Origin of the sequence: Leucobacter weissii (genome assembly GCF_017565745.1) — a bacterium.
GTDB classification, from domain to species: domain Bacteria; phylum Actinomycetota; class Actinomycetes; order Actinomycetales; family Microbacteriaceae; genus Leucobacter; species Leucobacter weissii.
The window spans coordinates 151490-169742 of record NZ_JAGDYM010000007.1; the positions used below are offsets into that span (position 1 = coordinate 151490).

General features: G+C 72.2%; 10 protein-coding genes. 5 read left to right on the plus strand and 5 right to left on the minus strand.

Going from position 1 to position 18253, the window contains the following annotated elements; genetic code table 11:
* The first annotated feature begins 263 nt into the window (after nucleotides 1–263).
* Both J4H92_RS06920 and J4H92_RS06925 read left to right on the plus strand, forming a co-directional pair.
* Complete coding sequence (locus tag J4H92_RS06920; RefSeq protein ID WP_208097450.1) at nucleotides 264–1217, plus strand: YihY/virulence factor BrkB family protein; 954 nt, start codon at nucleotides 264–266, stop codon at nucleotides 1215–1217.
* Nucleotides 1218–1434: 217 nt separating this feature from the next.
* Entirely contained in the window at nucleotides 1435–3378 is a 1944-nt protein-coding gene (locus J4H92_RS06925; RefSeq protein ID WP_208097451.1) for a hypothetical protein, read from the plus strand.
* Nucleotides 3379–3396: 18 nt separating this feature from the next.
* Here the strand turns inward: J4H92_RS06925 and J4H92_RS06930 are convergent, their stop codons facing one another.
* Nucleotides 3397–5178: a sigma-70 family RNA polymerase sigma factor gene (locus tag J4H92_RS06930; protein ID WP_208097452.1), complete on the minus strand. Its 1782-nt coding sequence runs from the start codon at nucleotides 5176–5178 to the stop codon at nucleotides 3397–3399.
* 297 nt (nucleotides 5179–5475) lie between these two features.
* Here J4H92_RS06930 and J4H92_RS06935 point away from each other — a divergent pair, with 297 nt between their 5' ends.
* The 3 genes from J4H92_RS06935 (at nucleotide 5476) to J4H92_RS06945 (ending at nucleotide 13574) form a co-directional block, all read left to right on the plus strand.
* Nucleotides 5476–12036 carry a DUF5979 domain-containing protein gene (locus J4H92_RS06935; RefSeq protein ID WP_208097453.1) on the plus strand — a complete coding sequence of 2187 codons (6561 nt, stop codon included), beginning with the start codon at nucleotides 5476–5478 and terminating at the stop codon, nucleotides 12034–12036.
* Between the two features lie 117 nt (nucleotides 12037–12153).
* Nucleotides 12154–12498: an ArsR/SmtB family transcription factor gene (locus J4H92_RS06940; RefSeq protein WP_208097454.1), complete on the plus strand. Its 345-nt coding sequence runs from the start codon at nucleotides 12154–12156 to the stop codon at nucleotides 12496–12498.
* 80 nt (nucleotides 12499–12578) lie between these two features.
* Nucleotides 12579–13574 (plus strand): SRPBCC family protein, encoded by a 996-nt coding sequence (locus tag J4H92_RS06945; protein ID WP_208097455.1) that lies wholly within the window; start codon nucleotides 12579–12581, stop codon nucleotides 13572–13574.
* A gap of 3 nt (nucleotides 13575–13577) precedes the next feature.
* On the opposite strand, the gene J4H92_RS06950 is transcribed toward J4H92_RS06945, so the two are convergent.
* The 4 genes from J4H92_RS06950 to J4H92_RS06965 all read right to left on the minus strand — a co-directional run bounded on the left by J4H92_RS06950 (nucleotide 13578) and on the right by J4H92_RS06965 (nucleotide 18241).
* On the minus strand, nucleotides 13578–14522 hold the full coding sequence (locus J4H92_RS06950; protein WP_208097456.1) for an ADP-dependent NAD(P)H-hydrate dehydratase: 945 nt from the start codon (nucleotides 14520–14522) through the stop codon (nucleotides 13578–13580).
* Entirely contained in the window at nucleotides 14519–16273 is a 1755-nt protein-coding gene (locus tag J4H92_RS06955; protein WP_208097457.1) for a phospho-sugar mutase, read from the minus strand. Before J4H92_RS06955 ends, J4H92_RS06950 begins: the two co-directional genes overlap by 4 nt.
* Nucleotides 16274–16361: 88 nt before the next feature.
* Entirely contained in the window at nucleotides 16362–16691 is a 330-nt protein-coding gene (locus tag J4H92_RS06960) for a metal-sensitive transcriptional regulator (RefSeq protein WP_208097458.1), read from the minus strand.
* A gap of 122 nt (nucleotides 16692–16813) precedes the next feature.
* Nucleotides 16814–18241, minus strand: a complete 1428-nt coding sequence (locus J4H92_RS06965) for an APC family permease (RefSeq protein ID WP_243752090.1) — start codon at nucleotides 18239–18241, stop codon at nucleotides 16814–16816.
* Nucleotides 18242–18253 lie beyond the last annotated feature (12 nt).

Here is an 18253-nt window from a genome sequence, read left to right on the forward strand (position 1 = left end):
ACACCGGCGTCCCTGCCCGCCGGGCGATCCGCGGAATCGAGGTGCTGCTGATCGTTCATGCCACCAGTACACACCCCACCGCCGACATTCACGGCGGAACCGGTCAGTGCAGCGTTACCGACTCTCGACACTCATCTTGCAGGAACCGTGCAAGGATCCGACCGTTGCTCGCCGGCCCCGCACGGAGCGCTGTGCGCGTGCACGCTGCGGTCGAGCCGCCCCTCCGCGCCCACCGGAGCGGTTCCGTCGCTAGGCTGGTCGCCATGATCATCGGCCAAGAGCCCGCCGACCGGCCCGGCGAGGCCCCGGCGGTTCCGACCCGGGCCGGCCTCCTCGACCGAGGTCGTCGGCTCTGGCAGTGGGCCCAGCGCACCCGGCCCTGGCGCACGTTCTCGCATTTCACCGACATGGGCGGCAGCGTGCTCTCCGCCGGGATGAGCTACCAGGCGCTCTTCGCGGTGTTCGCCGGTCTCTGGGTCGGCTTCGGCGTGGCCGGGATATCGCTGCGGAGTCGGCCGGAGCTGCTGCAGACGCTCGTCGATCAGATCAATGCCTTCGTGCCCGGCCTGCTCGGCGAGGACGGCGTGGTGGAGCTGGGAACGCTGCTCGAGGCGCGCAGTCTGGATTGGACGAGCTTCGTCGCCGGGCTCGCGCTGCTGTGGGTGGCGCTGAACTGGTTCACCGGCACGCGGCGGGCGATCCGGATCATCTTCGGCCTCGACGTGAAGCAGTACCGCAACGCCGCGCTGCTGAAGCTGCGGGATTTCGTGCTCGCGATCGCGTTCTTCGCCGCCATCATCGTCTCCGCGGCACTCACGGTGCTCAGCTCGAACGTCACCGACGTGATGTTCTCGTGGCTGGGCTGGGACCCTGAGAGCTGGTTCCTCGGCACGCTCGGCACGCTCCTGCGCTACGGCACCATGACCCTCTTCGACGTGATCGTGCTCGTCGCCATGCACCGCTATCTCGCCGAGGTGCGGGTGCCCTGGCGGAAGCTGCTGTCCGGCTGCCTGCTCGGCGGCCTGGCGCTGCTGGCGCTGAAGGTGCTCGGCACCGCGCTGCTCGGCGGCGCCGGCAACAATCCGCTGCTCGCCTCCTTCGCCGTGCTGATCGGCATACTGATCTGGTTCAACTTCATCTGCCGGGTGCTGCTGCTCACCGCCGCGTGGATCGCCACGGGGGTGGATCGGAGCTTCGGCCTGCCGAACCAGGCGTGATCCGGCAGTCGTCGGGGGCGTCAGTCGTCGGGGACGGGGGAACCCGAAGGACGCCGGCGCCGGGTTCAGCCGGCCCGGAAGACTCCGGCCATCGCGAGCGGGGGGACGGCGCGTCGGGGACCGTCCTCAGATCATGATTGACCCTGCGCCGTGCGCTCGCCTACTCTGAAGGGGTCGCGCCAAGATCCGGATCATCGAGACAGGGACGTCATCCATCATGAACGAGCAGAACCGGGTCGCGCTTCGAAGCCTGCGGGTCCTGGGCGCCGGCGCTCTCGCGCTCGCGGTCGCCCTGACCGCGGCGCTCCCGGCGACCGCACCCGCCGCGCATGCGGCACCGGATGCGGCGCAGCTGGAGCCGGCGCAGCGGATCGCCGAGCGCACGGGGTCCATCTACGCCTCCGGCCAGCACGAGGCGGCGATCGGCGCCGACGGCACCGCCGCCGTCGTCTGGCAGGAGGCCAACGGCGGGGGCGTCTACGTCTCGGTGCGCGAGCCCGGCCGTGCGAAGTGGGGAGCCCCGCGCCAGCTGAGCAGGTGGCCGCTGGGGAACGGCAAGTACACGGTGAAGACGGCCTGGGCGCCGCGCGTCTCGGTCGGTGCCGACGGCACGATCGCGGTCTCGTGGAACACCTACAGCGGCTTCTACGCGAGCGTGCGCCCGGGCGGCACGAGGTCGTGGACGGACCCGCACGAGATCGGTTCGCGAAACGTGACCGGCGTCACGGTCGCGCCGAACGGTGCGGTGACCGCGATCGGTGCCAGCTGGGAGGGGGCGAATCAGCTGAACTCGTTCTTCCGCCCGGCGGGTGCGAAGAGCGAGTGGAGGTCGGCGAAGCGGATCTCCCCGAAGGGCTCATCGGTGCACGAGGTGCAGGTGCGGACCTCGGGCGACGGGCACCTCGCGCTCGTGTGGACCACCGAGACCGGGCGCTTCAAACAGAATGTGCATGTCAGCACGACGAACGGCCGCTCGGGTGCCTGGAGCCCGGTCGCGACCCTCGCGAAGGATCTCGGCGCGAATCAGCACCTCACCCAGGCGATCGGCCGGGGCGGCCGCATGGTCGTCGCCTGGGCGCCGGTGAGCGGCCCGGGCGGCATCACGGCGCGGACGCTGGCGAAGACCGGTGCGTCGTGGAGCGCCGCCGAGACGGTCTCGGCCACGCCGAGCCGCGTGCTCCAATCGGGGGTGACCGGGAGCGGGACCGCGATCCTCGCGTGGCAGGAGTCCCTCGACGCAGGCCTGTCGGTCAAGTCGACGACGAGACTCTCCTCGGCGAGCGCCTGGTCGGCGGCCGGCAGCGTGGTCGGCGCGAACCAGGCGGCGGAGTTCCAGTGGTCGTTGGCGGCGGGCCCGGGCGGTGACGCGGCCCTCTCCTGGGCGACGCGGGCCGTCGGCTCCACGGCGAGGCCGGAACTGCGCGTGCGCGTGCTCGGCGGGGGCGGATGGGGCGGAGCCGTCGGCCCGATCTCGGAGAACGGGGCGACGACGACCTGGTGGAACTCGAATCCGCTCACGGTGCTCGGCCCGAGCGGCGAGATGAGCGTCTTCTGGATCAGGACCCACGACCGGACCGGTGAGCGCGACCACACCTCGCAGCTCCTCGTCCGCTCGACGCCGGTGCCGCCGATGGCCCTGCTCGCGAATGCGAAGGTGCGCGGCACGCCGCGCGTCGGATCGGCGCTCACCTGCTCGGCGCACTGGTCGCACGCGGCGTCGCGCACGACGACCTGGCGCATCGGATCGAAGGTCGTCGGCCGTGCCGCGTCCTACACGCCGCGGGCGAAGGATCGCGGGAAGCGGCTCCGCTGCACGGTCGTCGCGACGAACCCCCGGGGTGCCGCGACCTCGGTTTCGCCCGCATCGGCGAAGGTCGGGGTCGGGGCGAAGCTGAGGGCGACCAAGCGTCCGGCGATCACCGGCGCGAAACGGGCGGGATCCACCGTCCGCGTCTCGCTCGGGAGGTGGTCGCCGAAGGCGACCTCGCACGGCCTCCGCTGGCGATTGAACGGCAAGAAGGTCGGCGGCGCGCGCGGCTCGGCGAAGACCTTCACCGTGCGGGCGGGCGAGCGCGGCGGGAAGCTCAGCGTCACCGTCACGGCGAAGCGCGCGGGCCACGCCTCTGGCACGGCGACGAGCCGCACCGTGCGGCTCCGCTGACGGGCGGCTCGTCCGGGGTCAGCAGAGCTGCGCGGACGAGGTGCCCGGCTCCTTGATGCTCGTCCACGGCGAGGTGCGGCCGTCGGGCGTGACCAGGCTCAGCTCGATGCGCAGACCCAGGCTGTCCCAGCCCTCCCACTGCGGCAGCGAGGAGAACGGAGGGGCCCACCAGCCCAGCGACGGCTCCGGGTCGGTTCCGGTGAAGAAACCGAATGCGAAGGTATTGCCGCGTCCGTCGTCGAAGACGCCGTCCGGCCAGTTTGCGGGATCGAACTCCGGCTGGAACATCTCGATCGGATCGGCTCCGGAGGGAGTGACGCGGGCTCGGATGACCCCGTACTCGTTGGCGACTCCCATGTAGGCCGATCCCGCCAGGTAGCAGTCGAACCCGACCTGCAGGGAGGGGTCCAGCACCGGCCCGGGCTCCGGTTCGGGCTCCGGCTCCGGTTCGGGCTCCGGTTCCGGCTCGGGCTCCGGCTCCGGTACGGGTTTCGGCTCCGGCGTCGGTTCGGGCTTCGGGGCGGGGTCCGGTCTTGCGGAATCGCCGCGGTCGCGCGGGCCCGCCGCGTCCGGTCCGCCCGGCTGCGCGGTCCGGTCCGGCCGATCGGCCGGAACCGCCGGCCCCGGCCGCTCGCCGGCTCCCGGATTCGCGGCGGCGAGGGCGTCGTCCCCCTGCTCGTCCGCGGCATCGCGGCGCCCGTCGCGCCCGTCCGAGACGGCGCCGTTCGGGCGGAAGGTCTCCGCAGCGCTGCTGCTCGGAGTGACCGGTCCCGGGGGCGGGGCGGCCTCGGACGGGTTGAGGAGCATCAGCGCGGAACCTCCGACCGCGATGGCCAGCACCGCGGCGGCGGCGATCGCCAGGGGAGCCGCGAGACCGGAAGCCGCGCCCGCTGCGGCGCCGCCGGCGCCCGCTCCGCCGCCGGATCCTCCGGCGCCGCCGGAAGAGCCCCCGGAACCGGAGGGCCCGCCCGCGCCGCCGACTGCGGCGGTGCTCGCGGCCATCGCGGGTGCGGACTGCCCGAACCCGCCGAGCAGCGCGAGGGCGGAGCCGCCGCCGACGAAGACGGTGGCGAGCACGAGGGCCAGCTGCCGGTTGAGCGACGAGTACTCGGCGGCCGCCGCCGCGCAGCTCGGACAGGCATCGAGGTGGGCCGCCACCTCGCGGCTCAGCGCGGCGGTCAGCTTTCCGCGCTGGTAGCGCTGCAGATGCTCGAGAGTCGAGCGGCAGGCGGCGTCGGCGAGCTCCCGGTCGACGTGCGCTTCCACCCAGGCCGACTGCAGGGCCTCCTTGGCCCGTGCGGCGAGCGCCGAGACGCCGTTCGCGGAGAGCCCCATGAGTGCGGCCACCTCGCGCGGCGGCAGCCCCTCGACCTCCGTGTACCACAGCACGGTCTGCCAGCGCTCGTTCAGCGAGGCGAACGCCTGTGCGGCGGCGTTGCGGTCGAACGCGCCGTCCTCCCAGGGGTTGGCCTCGGAGAGATCGGGGATCGCGTCCAACTGGTCGTTCGCGTCCTCGGGGCGGCGATACCAGTCGGCGGAGAGCGACTTGATCACGCGATACAGATACGGCCGGAAGGAGAGCTGCGGGCCGCGACCGTCGCGCACGAGGTCGAGGATGCGGGTGAACGCCTCGGCGACGAGGTCGTCCGGGTCGAGGCCGGGCGCCATGCTCCGAGCGGCGGCGAGTCCGGCGCGGTGGTGGCGCTCCCAGAGGGCCGCGTACGCCTCCGTGTCCCCGTTGCGGCACGCGTTCAGCAGGTCGCTGTCAGACAGCTCGGCTTCGCGGTTGAGAAACACCACGAATCACATCCCCACGTTGTCGATACCAGTCGTTCCGCGTCCACTGTGCGGGAGGATCTGTCGCCCCGGACCGGCTGCTCACCTCATTCCAGTATCCGTCCACCCCCGCACAATTCCAAACCCGACGAAAAGATTCAAAGAAATATTCAAACGCGCGTCACGATTCGGCAGCTTCCCTGTGTTATAGGTGCCCGGCCCCCGCATTGCCCCCCAAGGAATACCCCAGTGCGGGGGCCGGGTCTGATGCGCAGATCCAGGAGAACCGCATCCGAAGGAGAGGAACCGGAGATGAGACCGTTGAGTGCGAAGACTTCGAGAGCCGGACGGCGCCTGCGCGGCGGAGGCCGCGGCTGGCTGGCGAGCGTGCTGGCCCTGCTGCTGTTCGGCACCGCCTCGGCGACGGGCGGCGTGCTGCCGGCCGCCGCGATGGAGGGAGCCTCGCTCCTCCTCGTGAAGACCGTCAACGGCAAGAAGGCCGAGCGGGATCTCCGACCCGGCGATTCGGTGACCTACAAGATCGAGTTCCGCGTCAACGACGAGGACGCCGACGCGCCGGTGCGCGTGGTCGACGAGCTGCCCGCCGAGTTCGCCGGATGGCGGATCACCGGACTCACGGCGCTCGTCGGCGGCTCCGCCTCGGGGGTCGTCCTGGATCTGCCTGGTATCGCCGCGGGCGACGCGCCCTCCGGCCCGGTCGAGGGAACGATCGGTGCGAGCGCCGCAGAGCGCACGATCACCGTCGGCGTCGAGCGCCCGGTGCAGGCCGGTGCCGGCAACGCCTCGGGCCTCGGCATGCCCACCACACACACGGGCGAGCTCGAGTACACGCTCACGGTGCCGGAGGATCTGTCGCCCGACGATCCGCTGCTGCGCCGCGATCTCACCAACACGGCGACCTTCTCGGCGAAGGCCGGCGCGCAGGATCTCAGCCGTTCCGACAGCGCCGTCATCTCGGTCGACAATCCCATCGCGGTCGATGTGGAGCCCCGGAAGAGCTGGACCCCCGCCGGTCAGAGCTACGAGCCGGGTCGCAGCTCCACGGTCACGATCGGCGCGAGGCAGACCTCGAACGTCGACGCCGCGGTGCTCCGCCTGCAGGACCCGGCGAGCGCCCCCGACGGGGCGACCTCGCTGTCCGCGGACAACCCGTTCACCCACGTCGACTTCGCCGGCTTCACCGCGCCCGCCGACCCGGCCGCCGATCTGCCGACGGGAGCCGACTCGGCGACGGTCGAGGTCTATCGCCTGAGCGGGGGCGCATGGAACTGGACGAGCTGGAACGCGAGCATCCCGAACAGCGAGATCGGCGGCGTCCGGATCGCCTACGCCGGAGCGATCCCGCCCGGCACCTCCGTCTCCCAGGGCTTCACGGTCGAGCAGCGCTCGACCCACCGCGGCACCGGTGCCGCGGTCTCCGAGGGCTACGACCTCGTGAACGACGTCAGGGCCACCGTCGAGGTGCCGGGCCATGATCCCGTGTCGAAGGAGACGGACGCCCCGTTCGCGGTCGCGCCGGAGCAGATCGACGTCTCGGCTCAGAAGCGCTTCCGCACGCTGCCGAGCGGCTCGGAGACCACCAACCTGACGGGCGTGACCGCGGGAGACACGGTCGGGGTCGTCCTCCGTGCGATCAACGAGACCGCGCCGCGCAGCACGACGCTCGACCGCCTCGTGATCCGCGAGCCCGGCGCGGGTTCGCACGCCGAGTACTTCGGCGATCACCTCCGCTTCGACGGCTTCGACGACGCCGCGACGGTCTGGCCCGCCGGCGCCACGAGCGCCGAACTGCGCTGGGACCACCCGGGCGGGCCGACGACCGTCGACCTGAGCGCCGGGGCCGCGCTCCCGACCGCGCCCGCGGGCGTCACCGGGTTCGAGATCGCCTTCGCCGGTTCGATCGAGCCGGGCGCCTACAGCGAGATCAGGTACCGGCTGGCCACCAGCGCCGACGACGCCTTCGTCGCGCCCGGCGCGACCGCCGGCCCGTTCCGCAACGTCATCGACGTGGTCGGCGCGCGCGACGGCCTCCCCGACGACACGGCCTCGGCGCACGCCGATCTCTCCCTCGTGTCGCCCCGGATCGACGTGACGATCGACAAGCGGGTCGGGCCCAGCACGGTGCTGGCGGGCCAGACCGTCGTGGTCCAGCTCGACGCCTCGGCGCAGACCGTCGGCGGCCGGACGAAGCCGACCGAGATCGTGGTCGAGGACGCCCTGAGCGGCGACGGCACCTTCTGGGACGCCTTCGACGCCCGCGAGATCCTGCCGCCGATCACCCGCCCGGTGGGCAGCGGCAGCCCGGCCACCCAGGCCGATCTCGCGATCCGGTACCGGGACGCCGCCGGCGACTGGCATCTCCTCGTGACGAATCCGGACGAGAACACCCCGGTGGCGGTGCCGTCGGGCGCGACCGGGCTCCGCTTCGTCTACAGCAATCCGGATGGACTCTCCCAGGCGACCTACGTGAAGCCGAACATCTCGTTCACCGCCCGCGGCGCCCTGCGCAGCGACGGGAGCCCGACCGCGGGCGCCTTCGACGCGCCGGAGCTCTACGAGAACGTCGCCACGGCGGAGGCCACCGGACACCTCGACGGCCGCGTCGTGACGGGCCGGGACCGGGACGAGGTCAACGTCGGCGTGCGCGGGACCGGAGGCGGCACCGGCCCCGGGCCGGGCGGCGTCTGGACCGCCAAGGACTGGGCTCACGACACGCTCACCTCGCAGTCGAGCGCGACCACCTGGACCACCCAGTCCTGGGCGCTGACCGAGAACGGCTACGAGCAGGTGAGACTGCAGGATCCGGCCGCGCCGACGGCCACGGGCGCGGGCACGGTGTTCGAGGCCTTCGACCTCACCCACATCAGGCCGATCCGGTTCGACGGGGTGCCGACCTCCGGCACGGTCGACCCCTCGCTGCGCTGGGACGTCGTCACGGCGGTGCAGCTGTGGGACGGCGAGGAGTGGCGCACCGTGGCCGCTCCCGGCGGCAGCTGGATGGATGCGAACGGCTTCACGGGATACGCCCTGAGCGGGGCTGAGCGCGGCAGCACCCTCGGCGTGCGTCTCGTGCTCGAGGAGAACACCGCCGCGCGACAGGCCGCCGAGGACGCCGGGGATCTGACCGCGCCGGCCGCCGGCAGCGGCGTCTCGGCCTCCGCGCAGATCCGCTCGTACCGTCTCGACTGGCAGCTGCGCGAGACCGCTCGCGCCGCCGACGGATCGCTGAAATGGGTGAAGGAGAACGGCACGGCCTTCAACTGCGGCGCGGACGACGGCTGCATCGACAACGTCTTCGGGCTCACCGCGATCCCCGAGACCGGAGCCCCGGCGACGAGCACGTCGAACGACACGATCCAGCTGATCGACGGCGTGACGAACGTGGGCCTCAGCAAGCAGGTGCGGCAGTCGCCGGACGGCGCGCTCGCCGACGGCATCGGCCTCGTCGTGCCGAATCCCGGCGAGCTCGCTCAGGAGGACTTCCCGCGGGCCCGCTACACCCTGACCGCCCGGAACGTATCGACGGCGCCGGACGGCTCGCGCGGCGCCATGAAGCTCGGCAAGATCCGGGTGACCGACACGTCCACCCATCAGCTGACCCCGGCGCCGGCGTTCGACATCCACACCAGCCCCTTCGCCGGCCGCGACTTCGCCACCGAGGTCGCGGGCAGCGAGGGCAACCACTTCGACGTCTTCGACCTGACCGGTATCGCCTTCGGGGCGCTGCCCGGCTACATCGACACCGCCGACAGCGCGGTGGAGCTGTGGCTCCACGATGGCACGGCCGCGGGCACCACCCGGGTGTTCACGCTGCAGGAGGTGATCGACGGAGACGCCGACGCCCTGCTCGGCGACGTCATCGGTATCGCCGTGACGTTCTCGAGCGCCGACCCCGAGACGAACGGCAACCGCATCGCCGTGGGCGACGATCTCACGGTGCACCTCGACGTCCGGTTGCGAGCGACCGAGCGGCTGAGCGGCGACCCCGTGCGGGGCGGCGGCCTCGACAGCGTCGTGAACGTGCCGAACGAGGCGCTCGCGCGCGGTTGGGACGCGGTGGTGGCGCCGGCGAATCAGCCCACCGACACCGACGAGGCGAACGTCTCGCTCAGGCAGGCGCGGGTGCTCGTCGATCTCGACAAGTCGATCGAGGTGGACCACGGCGACTCGAGCGACGGGACGGTCTACGAGGCCGCGCCCGAGGATCCCGTGAGCGTGACGCTGACGGCCGATCCTGCCGGTTCGACCGCGCCGCTCAACGACCTGAGCATCCAGGACGACACGGCCTCCTTCTGGGAGCGCTTCGCCTTCGTCTCCTTCGGCGAACCGGGCCGTCCGACCGGCGCGGACCGGGCGACGCTCAAGATCAAGGTCGGCGGCGACTGGATCGACTTCGACGGCTACGACGGTGATCTCGCCGAGATCAGGGGCGCGGGAGTCGTGTTCGACCGCGCCGACGGCGGCCTCTTCCCACAGGGCGCGACTTCCTGGAACGCCTCCTGGGGCACCGCGACGCTGCCGTTCACCGTCGAGCTGCGCAGCGGCGCCGCGGTCGACTGGAGCGGCGACGAGGAGGAGAACGTGGCCTCCGTCATCGCCAACAACGAGCAGTACGGCCGTGCCTCGACGACCGCGGAGGCAGACGTGGACTTCTCGCCCGGCACCCACCGCATCGAGGTGATCAAGCGCGCGCCGAACGACACCGGAACGCACCAGGTGACCCCGCTCACGAGCCAGCCCTGGCGTCTCGTGTTCACGAACACCGGGACCGGCTACCTGCCGATCACGGCGGTGACCGATGCTCTGCCCGAGTCGCTGAGCTGGGACGGCGAGGCGCCGACGTTCGAGAGCGCCCCGGGCTCGGACGGAGCGACCGGGCTGAGCGACGACCCGGCCGACGTCGGGGTGACGCTCGCCCCGGACGGGCGCAGCCTCGTGTTCGAGTGGCCGGCGGGGTCGCGGATGCACCCGGGCGAGACCATGACGATCGGACTCGGCCTGATCCTGCAGCCCCTGCCGACCGGGCAGCGCGCGACGAACGAGGTGACCGTCGCCACCGGGGTGCCGCTGGCGAGCTGCACCCAGCCGACGAACTTCGGGCAGCACCCGAGCGTTCCCGCGGCGGCCGACGAGTGCGGCAACACCAACTTCGTGCAGCCCCGCTCGGGCACCGTCGTCGGCGCGGTGAAGACCGTGAACGGCGAGGTCGTCGACACGCTCGGGGAGGATCTCGTCAGCGGCGCGATGGACGTCCGCACGGGCGAGGCGTGCGCGCCGGGCAACTACCGCCCCATCGGCTCCGACTACACCCGCAACCCCTGCGCCTCGTACACGGCCGTCGGGGCGACGGACTCCTGGAAGCTGGAGCACATCAACTCGGGCACCAACGCGCTCTCGCGCCTGGTGATCGTCGATCTGCTCCCGCAGCCGGGCGACAAGATGCTGGCCGGAGGCGCGTCGCGAGGCTCGACCTTCCAGCCGGTGCTCGTCGATCCGGGAGCGATCCGGGTCTCCGGTCTCCCGGCCGGCGCCGAATACACGATCGACGTCACGACGAACCCGACCGCCTGCGTCGGTCCGGTGCCCGGCGAGTCGCTGTGGGTGGCGGATCCCGAGTGCTCCGACAGCGCGACCAATCCGGGCAACGTCTGGACGCCGCTGAGCGACTACACCGGCGATGTGCAGGACATCGCGGGGCTTCGCATCGACGTCGACCTGTCGAGCGAACCCCTGCAGCCAGCGGGCAGCGTGGTCGTGGAGTTCGAGACCGTCAACCGGGTCCTGGGCACGGGCGCGCACGGGCTCGAGCCGAGCCTCGCTCAGTTCGAGGACCGTCAGTTCGCGTGGAATCAGAACGGCGTGATCGGCTGGGACACGCTCGGCAACCGCGTCAATCTGCCGGCCGCTCCGCAGCGCGCCGGGGTGACCGTGCAGACGGGGTCGCTCGAGATCTCGAAGACGGTGCTCGGGGACGGCGCCGAGCACGCGCCCGATTCCTTCGCGGTCGAGCTGGAGTGCACCGTGCCGAGCGGCGTCGCCGACCCTGAGCGGGTGCCCCTCGACCTGGGCGACCGAGCAGAGCTCGAGGTGCCGAACGGCGGATCGGTCGCGGTGACCGGCATCCCGATCGGCGCGGACTGCTCCGCCCGCGAATCGGGCGCGGTGGGCGCCCACGGCGAGACCGGCCGCTCCATCGCCTCCGGTCCCGGCGTGACCCCGGCGAGCGACGGGCTCTCCGCGACGATCAAGATCCGCGAGCACGGAGACGGCGAGGCCGCGCTGCTGAACCTGGCGAACACCTACACGCTCGGCGAGCTGATCGTCGAGAAGTCGTCGATCAGCGGCAACGAGCACGACCTGAGCGACGAGCAGCTCGAGCGGTCGTTCGCGTTCGAGCTGGTCTGCACGGTGTCGGGCAGCGGAAGCGAGGTGCGGCGCACCTTCTCGCTCGAGGCCGGGGAGCAGCACCGGGAGACCGGGCTGCCCGAGGGCGCGGCCTGCACGCTGACCGAGACCGATACCGGGGCCGCGCTGTCGACCACGATCACGGTGTCGGGCGAGGAGACCGAGGGCGCCACCCGCGACGGCATCGTCGTCGCCGGCGAGGGATCCCACGTGCTGGTCTCCAACGTCTTCGACGGGCCGCCGCCGCCGGAGGAGCCGGAGCGGCCGACGGACCCCGAGGACCCGAGCGATCCGGTGATCAGCGACCGCGGTGAGATCGACGGCACCGACGGGGACCGGGACGGGCTGCCCGTGACCGGCGCGCAGGTCGCCTGGATCGCCGTCGCCGCGATGATCCTGCTCGGGGCGGGGGCGGGCGTCCTGCTCCTGCGCCGCCGTCGCACTGCCGAGCGCTGACCCGACGGTTCGAGCCGAGCGCACCGAGGGCCCCGGGGTGAGCCGGGGCCCTCGGGCGTGCGCGGGGATCGCCGCAATGCTTGACGCGGACGTGGACGCGACGTAACATACAACCAAATGGTTACAGAAACGCTCTCAGACGCCGAGGTGGACCGGATGTTCCGGGCGCTCGCCGACGCGACGCGCCGGGACATCGTGCGCCGCACGCTACTGGCCGAGTCCTCCGTCTCCGAGCTGGCGCGCGCATACGACATGTCCTTCGCGGCGGTGCAGAAGCACGTCACCGTGCTCGAGGCCGCGGAACTCGTCGCCAAGATTCCGCGGGGGAGGGAGCGCATCATCCGGGGCAGGCCCGAGACCATACGCCGGGCGCAGGAGCTCCTGGGCCACTTCGAGCAGCTCTGGCGGGGACGCATCGATCGGCTCGACGCTCTCCTCGCCGAGGAGTCGCCCCCCGGCTGAGCGCACCCGCAACGCCCCGTCCACCATCCGATGCCGACGAAGTCAGAAGATCGACGCACGAATCCCCGAAAGGCCAGCCCATGCCCGTCACCTCAGTGGTCACCGACCCCGAATCGCTCACGCTCACCGTGATCGCCGATTTCACCGTTCCCGTGCGCAGGCTCTGGGACGCCTATCTCGATCCGCGGCAGATCGAGAGATTCTGGGGACCGCCCCAGTACCCCTCGACGTTCCTCCGGCACGACGGGTACCCCGGCGGCCGCACCGACTATCAGATGACCGGGCCGGAGGGCGACAAGAGCTGCGGATACTGGGAGTGGATCTCGGTCGACGCGCCGAACTCCTTCGAGGTGCGCGACGGTTTCGCGGACGAGACGGGGAAGCCCAGCACCGAGCTGCCGTCGATGCGCATGGTCTTCGACTTCGCGGAGACGGCCCTCGGCTCGCGCCTCACCACGACCACCTATTTCACCTCCCTCGAGGAGCTCGAACAGCTGAGAGCCATGGGCATGGAGGAGGGCCTGCAGGCCGCCATGCAGCAGATCGATGCCGTGGTCGAGGATCTCGCCTCGTTCGCGGCCGGGCGCGGCACCGAGCTGCAGCTGATCGGTGCGAATCAGGCGCGCGCCTCGCGCATCATCCGCGGCTCGGTCGAGCAGGTCTGGAGGGCGCACCACGACGCGGAACTGCTGCGGCGCTGGCAGCTCGGACCCGACGGATGGACGATGCCCGTCTGCGAGGTCGCGACCGTGCCCGGCCAGCGCTACCGCAACGAATGGGTCGACGCCGACGGCGGGCAGCGCTTCGGGTTCACCGGCGAACTCCTCGAGGTCTCGGCCCCGCATCGCGCCGTGACGACCGAAGCGATGGTGACGCCCGACGATCCGGACGGCGCCCAGAGCCCGAGCACCAGGAACGAGCTCACCCTCACCCCCGTCGAGGGCGGCACCCTGCTGAGCCTCCTCATCACCTACCCCGACACCGACACGCGCGAGATGATCCTCGCGACCGGCATGGTCGACGGGATGGAGACGAGCTACCGGCGCCTCGAGGACGAGATCCTCGCCGCGGGCTGACGTTCAGGCCGGCTGCGCGCCCGGATTCGTCCCGATCATCTCTGAGACCGCGCCCGGGATCGCCCGGGCGAGGTCGAGGGCGGTGATCGGGGCGCCCGCGCGCCCGGCAGCGGCGTCGTGCAGCACCGCCGCGCTGGCCGCCAGCGGTCCCAGCAGCTCGGGATCCGCCCGCACCTGCTCGGCGTGCGTGGCGACGAGCGCGCCGAGCAGGCCGGCCAGCACGTCGCCCGTCCCCGCCGTCGCGAGCCAGGGCGTCGCAGGTCCGGACACCGCGCAGAACCCGCCGGGGGTCGCGGCGATGCTCAGCGAGCCCTTCAGGAGCACCGACCGTCCGAGCCGCTCGGCCAGCGCGAGCGCCGCGTCGGCGAGCGCGGTCTCCGCGGGGAGCCGCTCCCGATCCTCCGCCCAGCCGGACGGTCGGACGCCGAGCCCCGACGCGCGCCACAGGGAGAGGAACTCGCCGCGGTGCGGGGTGAGCACCGACGGGGCGGAGGCCGGTGCGTCGAGGGCGAGGCCGAGCGCACCGGCGTCGAGCACGACCGGTGCGGGGGAGGCGAGGAGACGGAGGACCGCCTCGCGCTCGGCGAAGCTGCGCCGCGCCGGGTCCGTGCCGCTGCCGACGAGCCAGGCGTCGGCAGCATCGGTCGACCAGGCGTCGCCGGAGCCATCGCCGGCCGGTCGCGGCGGGAACACCGTCTCCGGCCTGGCCGCGAGCACCGCGGCCGCGGGGGACGGCAGGCCGAGCGCGGGCGGATCGTCGTCGAGCTGGGGCGCATAGCGCACGAGGCCGATCCCCGTGCGCCAGGCGGCCTCGGCGGTCAGCACCGCGGCCCCGGGATAGGCCGCGGATCCGGTGCGCAGCCCCAGCACGCCCCGCCGGTACTTGTCCGAACTCGCGTCGGGCCGGGCGAAGCGGTCGGCGGCACGGTCGAGCGTCCAGCGGATCATGATCGCAGCCCCTCGAGGTAGGCGCGCAGCGCGCGCTCGAGGGGGAGCAGCGCGCCTGCCGCGGCCCGGCGCCGCTCGGTCGCGGTGCCGCGGTCTCCGAAGACGTCGAGGTAGACCTTCAGCTTGGGCTCGGTGCCGCTGGGCCTCAGCATCACCCGCGATCCGTTCTCGAGATCGTAGGCCAGCACGTTCGCGGGCTCGGGCGCGAGGCCGCGCTCCGAGAAGTCCCGCACCCCGGTCACCCGGACCCCGTCGAAGGCGGCGGGAGGATCGAGTCGCACCCGCTCGACGATCCGCTCCGCCTCCCGCTCGGAATCGAAGCGGATCACGACCTGCGAGCTGGCGAAGTGCCCGAACCGTTCGCCGGCCTCGTCGAGCAGCCCCTGCAGCGAACCGCTCTCGCGCGCCATCGCCGCCGCCTCGGCGGCGGCGGCGATGCCGTCCTTGTCGCGCAGGACCGCCGGCTGGGTCAGGTATCCCAGCGCCTCCTCGTATCCGAAGATCAGCCCGGGCACGCGCGAGAGCCACTTCGACCCGGGCAGGGTCTCCGCATAGTCGAGACCGTAGTCGGCGGCGACCGCCCGCAGCGACGGCGAGGAGACGATGGTGCAGGCGAGCGTGCCCGCTGGGTCCTCCCCGGTGCGCAGCGCCCGCGAGCGCTCGCGCTCCGCCGCCCGCCAGCCGAGCAGGAGGCCGAGCTCGTTGCCGGTCAGCCGGCGATAGCCGCCCGGCGCTCCGGCGTCGGGCACCGCCACGGCGAGGCGATCGGCGTCCGGGTCGTTGGCGATGACCAGCTCGGCGCCGATCTCGCGAGCCGTGCGGTAGGCGAGGTCGAGCGAACCCGGTTCCTCGGGGTTCGGATAGTCGACGGTGGGGAACCGGCCGTCCGGGCGGTGCTGCTCGGGCACCGACGTGAACGCGGGCAGGCCGACCGCGGCGAAGAGCCGTTCCGCGATGCCGGCGCCCACCCCGTGCAGCGCCGTGTAGGCGATCCGCAACGGCTCGCCCGCAGCGCCTGAGCCGTCGGAGGTGCTCGCGGGGTCCGACCCGGCCGGCTGCGGCGCCGCGAGCATCGAGCGCGCCGTCGCCGCGACGTAGGCGTTGCGCAGCGACTCGTCCGTCCGGGCGTAGGAGTCGGACCGCGGCAGCGCGGCGAACGGCAGCGCGGCGGCCCGCTCGACCTGGTCGGCGATCTCCCGGTCGACGGGGGGGATCACCTGCGCGCCCGCGTCGGGTCCGCCGAGGAACACCTTGTAGCCGTTGTCGCGGGGCGGGTTGTGGCTCGCGGTGATCATCACGCCGGCCGCGGCGTCGAGATGCCGCACGGCGAAGGCGAGGATCGGCGTCGGCACGGGCCCGGAGACGAGCGTGACGTCGAGTCCGGCGCCGCTCAGGATCTCGGCCGCGTCGCGCGCGAAGACCTCGCTGTTCACCCGCGCGTCGTGTCCGACGACCACGGTGCCGCCCGTTCGCGGGCGAGCTCGGAGGAACGCGGCGATCCCCGCGCTGGTCTGCGCGACCACGACCCGGTTCATCCGGCGCGGACCCGCGCCGAGGCGGGCCCGCAGGCCCGCCGTGCCGAAGGACAGCCGGCCGTCGAACGCGTCGCGCAACCGCTCGGAGGCTCCGGCGTCGCCGTCCTCGGCGGCTGCGAGCAGCGACTCCGCCTCGGCGCGGGTCTCCGGGTCGGGATCGATCGCGATCCAGTCCCGCACGCGCCGGTGCAGCTCTCGGCGACCGCTGTCCGTCATGCCGCTTCCTCCCGCCATATCCTCCACACGCTACACGCTCTTCTTCCGGAAGCGCGCGATGCCGGGGGAGGGTTCCCCGAGTCGGCCGTCAGGCGAGGGAGAGGAAGAGCTTCTCGAGCTCCTGGGGGTCGAGTTCGCCCTCGCCCTCGGGCGCCGTCAGGCAGTCCTTGAGCGCGGTCGAGACGACGAGGAACCCCGCGCGGTCGAGCGCCTTCGACACCGCGCTGAGCTGCTGCACGACATCGCGGCAATGGGCGTCCGACTCCACTGCGGTGATCACCGCGGCGAGCTGCCCGTGGGCGCGGCGCAGGCGGTTGACGATCTTGCGCTTGGCCTCGGCGCGCTCGAGCGCCTCCGCCTCCGCGTCGGTGCCGTTCGCGGATGCCGCGTCGGCGCCGCTGACGCTTCCGGTGCTCATGGGGGCTCCTCTCGGTGACGAGTGCCCTCATGATACTCCTGCGGGTATCATTCGCGATGTTCCGCGGCCGCGTCGACGTAACAGAGCGTCACGTCGGCGCGACCGCGGGGAGCGACCGGCGGCTACCCGATGCCGGTCAGCTCCTCGATATGGGTCTTGCCCACGCGATCGAGCACCTCGGGGCGCTTGGCCTTGATCCACCAGAAGCGGGCGAACGCCGCCAGCATCGTCGCGACGAAGAGGTAGGGGATCACATTCAGCGGGAAGGCCGGGACCGGCCACACGTTGGCGAAGAAGACCCAGGCCATCGCGACGACGGCGATCACGGCGCACACCCACACCAGGGTGTTCTTCATGCCGACCCGCCTCGTGTAGATGATGCCGGCCACGGCGACCAGGGAGTAGGCGACCATGTAGCCGTAGGTGCCGTAGGTGTCGACCCAGACCACGATGTCCATCGGGTGGGTGCCGAGGAGCAGCAGGATGATGTCGAGCACGATCGCCGCCGGACCAGCGACCAGCAGCACGCGGTGCGGCGTGAGCAGGGTCTCGTGGGTGCGGCCGAAGCTCTCGGGCGCGATGCCCTCCTTGCCCATCACGTAGATGATGCGGCCGACCACGTTGAGGGGCGCGACGACCACGGCGAAGAACGAAGCGGCGACGCCGAAGACGAGCACGGGGGCGAACCACACCGGCATGCCGATCCGGTCGTTGATCGCCTGCAGCGGGCTGGCCACCTCGCCCAGTTCGTCGCCGAGCACGGCGATCTGCGTGTAGGCGGCGAACACGTAGAGCACGCCGACCGTCACCGCGCTCCACATGATCGCGCGGGGGATGGCCGTGTGCGGGTTCCGCGCCTCCCGGCCCAGCGCGTCCGCCGAGGAGAAGCCGACGAAGCCGAGGATGCCGAGCACCATGCCGGCGGCGACCCCCTGGAAGGGCACCCCCTCGAAGGAGAACTGCGCGGGATCCCAGGCGTCGGGTCCGAGCCAGGCGAGCGCAGAGATCAGCAGGATGATGATGATGATGGCCACCGAGACGAGCTCGAGCACGAGCGACACGCGCGCCGAGATGCGGATGCCCTTGATGGTGAAGAAGGTCGCGAGCCCGCCGATCACGATCGTGAGGACGATCAGCCAGACGGTGCCGGTCGCGTCGACGCCGAAGATCTGGAGCAGATCCGACGCGTAGGAGACGGCGCCGCCGAGGGAGCCGGCGGCGATGCCCCAGGAGCCGATCAGCAGCGCGACGCCCGCGGCGAACGCGCCCGTCGGGCCGAGGCCCTGCGCGACGTAGGTGTAGAGCGAGCCCGCCGAGGCGTGCTTCCGCGCGAAGACCGACACGATGTAGCCGACGCAGAGGATGACGATGGTGGCGAGGACGAACGCCAGCATCGTGCCGTTGCCCGCGCCGAGGAAGATCGCGGCGGCGGTGAACGCGATCACGGCGCTCGGCGCGATGCTCGCGATGGCCTGCGCGGCGAGCTCGGGGCCGGACATCACGCCTTCGCGCAGGCCGGCATCCGTCTTTCTGGGGATCGTGTCGGACATGGTGGTCTCTCC

What these genes read in the sequence shown, in the direction of transcription:
- J4H92_RS06960 (WP_208097458.1), bottom strand. Translation starts at nt 16,691, where the DNA reads ATGAGCACCGGAAGCGTCAGCGGCGCCGACGCGGCATCCGCGAACGGC.
- J4H92_RS06950 (WP_208097456.1), bottom strand. Translation starts at nt 14,522, where the DNA reads ATGATCCGCTGGACGCTCGACCGTGCCGCCGACCGCTTCGCCCGGCCC.
- J4H92_RS06965 (WP_243752090.1), bottom strand. Translation starts at nt 18,241, where the DNA reads ATGTCCGACACGATCCCCAGAAAGACGGATGCCGGCCTGCGCGAAGGC.
- J4H92_RS06940 (WP_208097454.1), top strand. Translation starts at nt 12,154, where the DNA reads ATGGTTACAGAAACGCTCTCAGACGCCGAGGTGGACCGGATGTTCCGG.
- J4H92_RS06920 (WP_208097450.1), top strand. Translation starts at nt 264, where the DNA reads ATGATCATCGGCCAAGAGCCCGCCGACCGGCCCGGCGAGGCCCCGGCG.
- J4H92_RS06945 (WP_208097455.1), top strand. Translation starts at nt 12,579, where the DNA reads ATGCCCGTCACCTCAGTGGTCACCGACCCCGAATCGCTCACGCTCACC.
- J4H92_RS06925 (WP_208097451.1), top strand. Translation starts at nt 1,435, where the DNA reads ATGAACGAGCAGAACCGGGTCGCGCTTCGAAGCCTGCGGGTCCTGGGC.
- J4H92_RS06955 (WP_208097457.1), bottom strand. Translation starts at nt 16,273, where the DNA reads ATGACGGACAGCGGTCGCCGAGAGCTGCACCGGCGCGTGCGGGACTGG.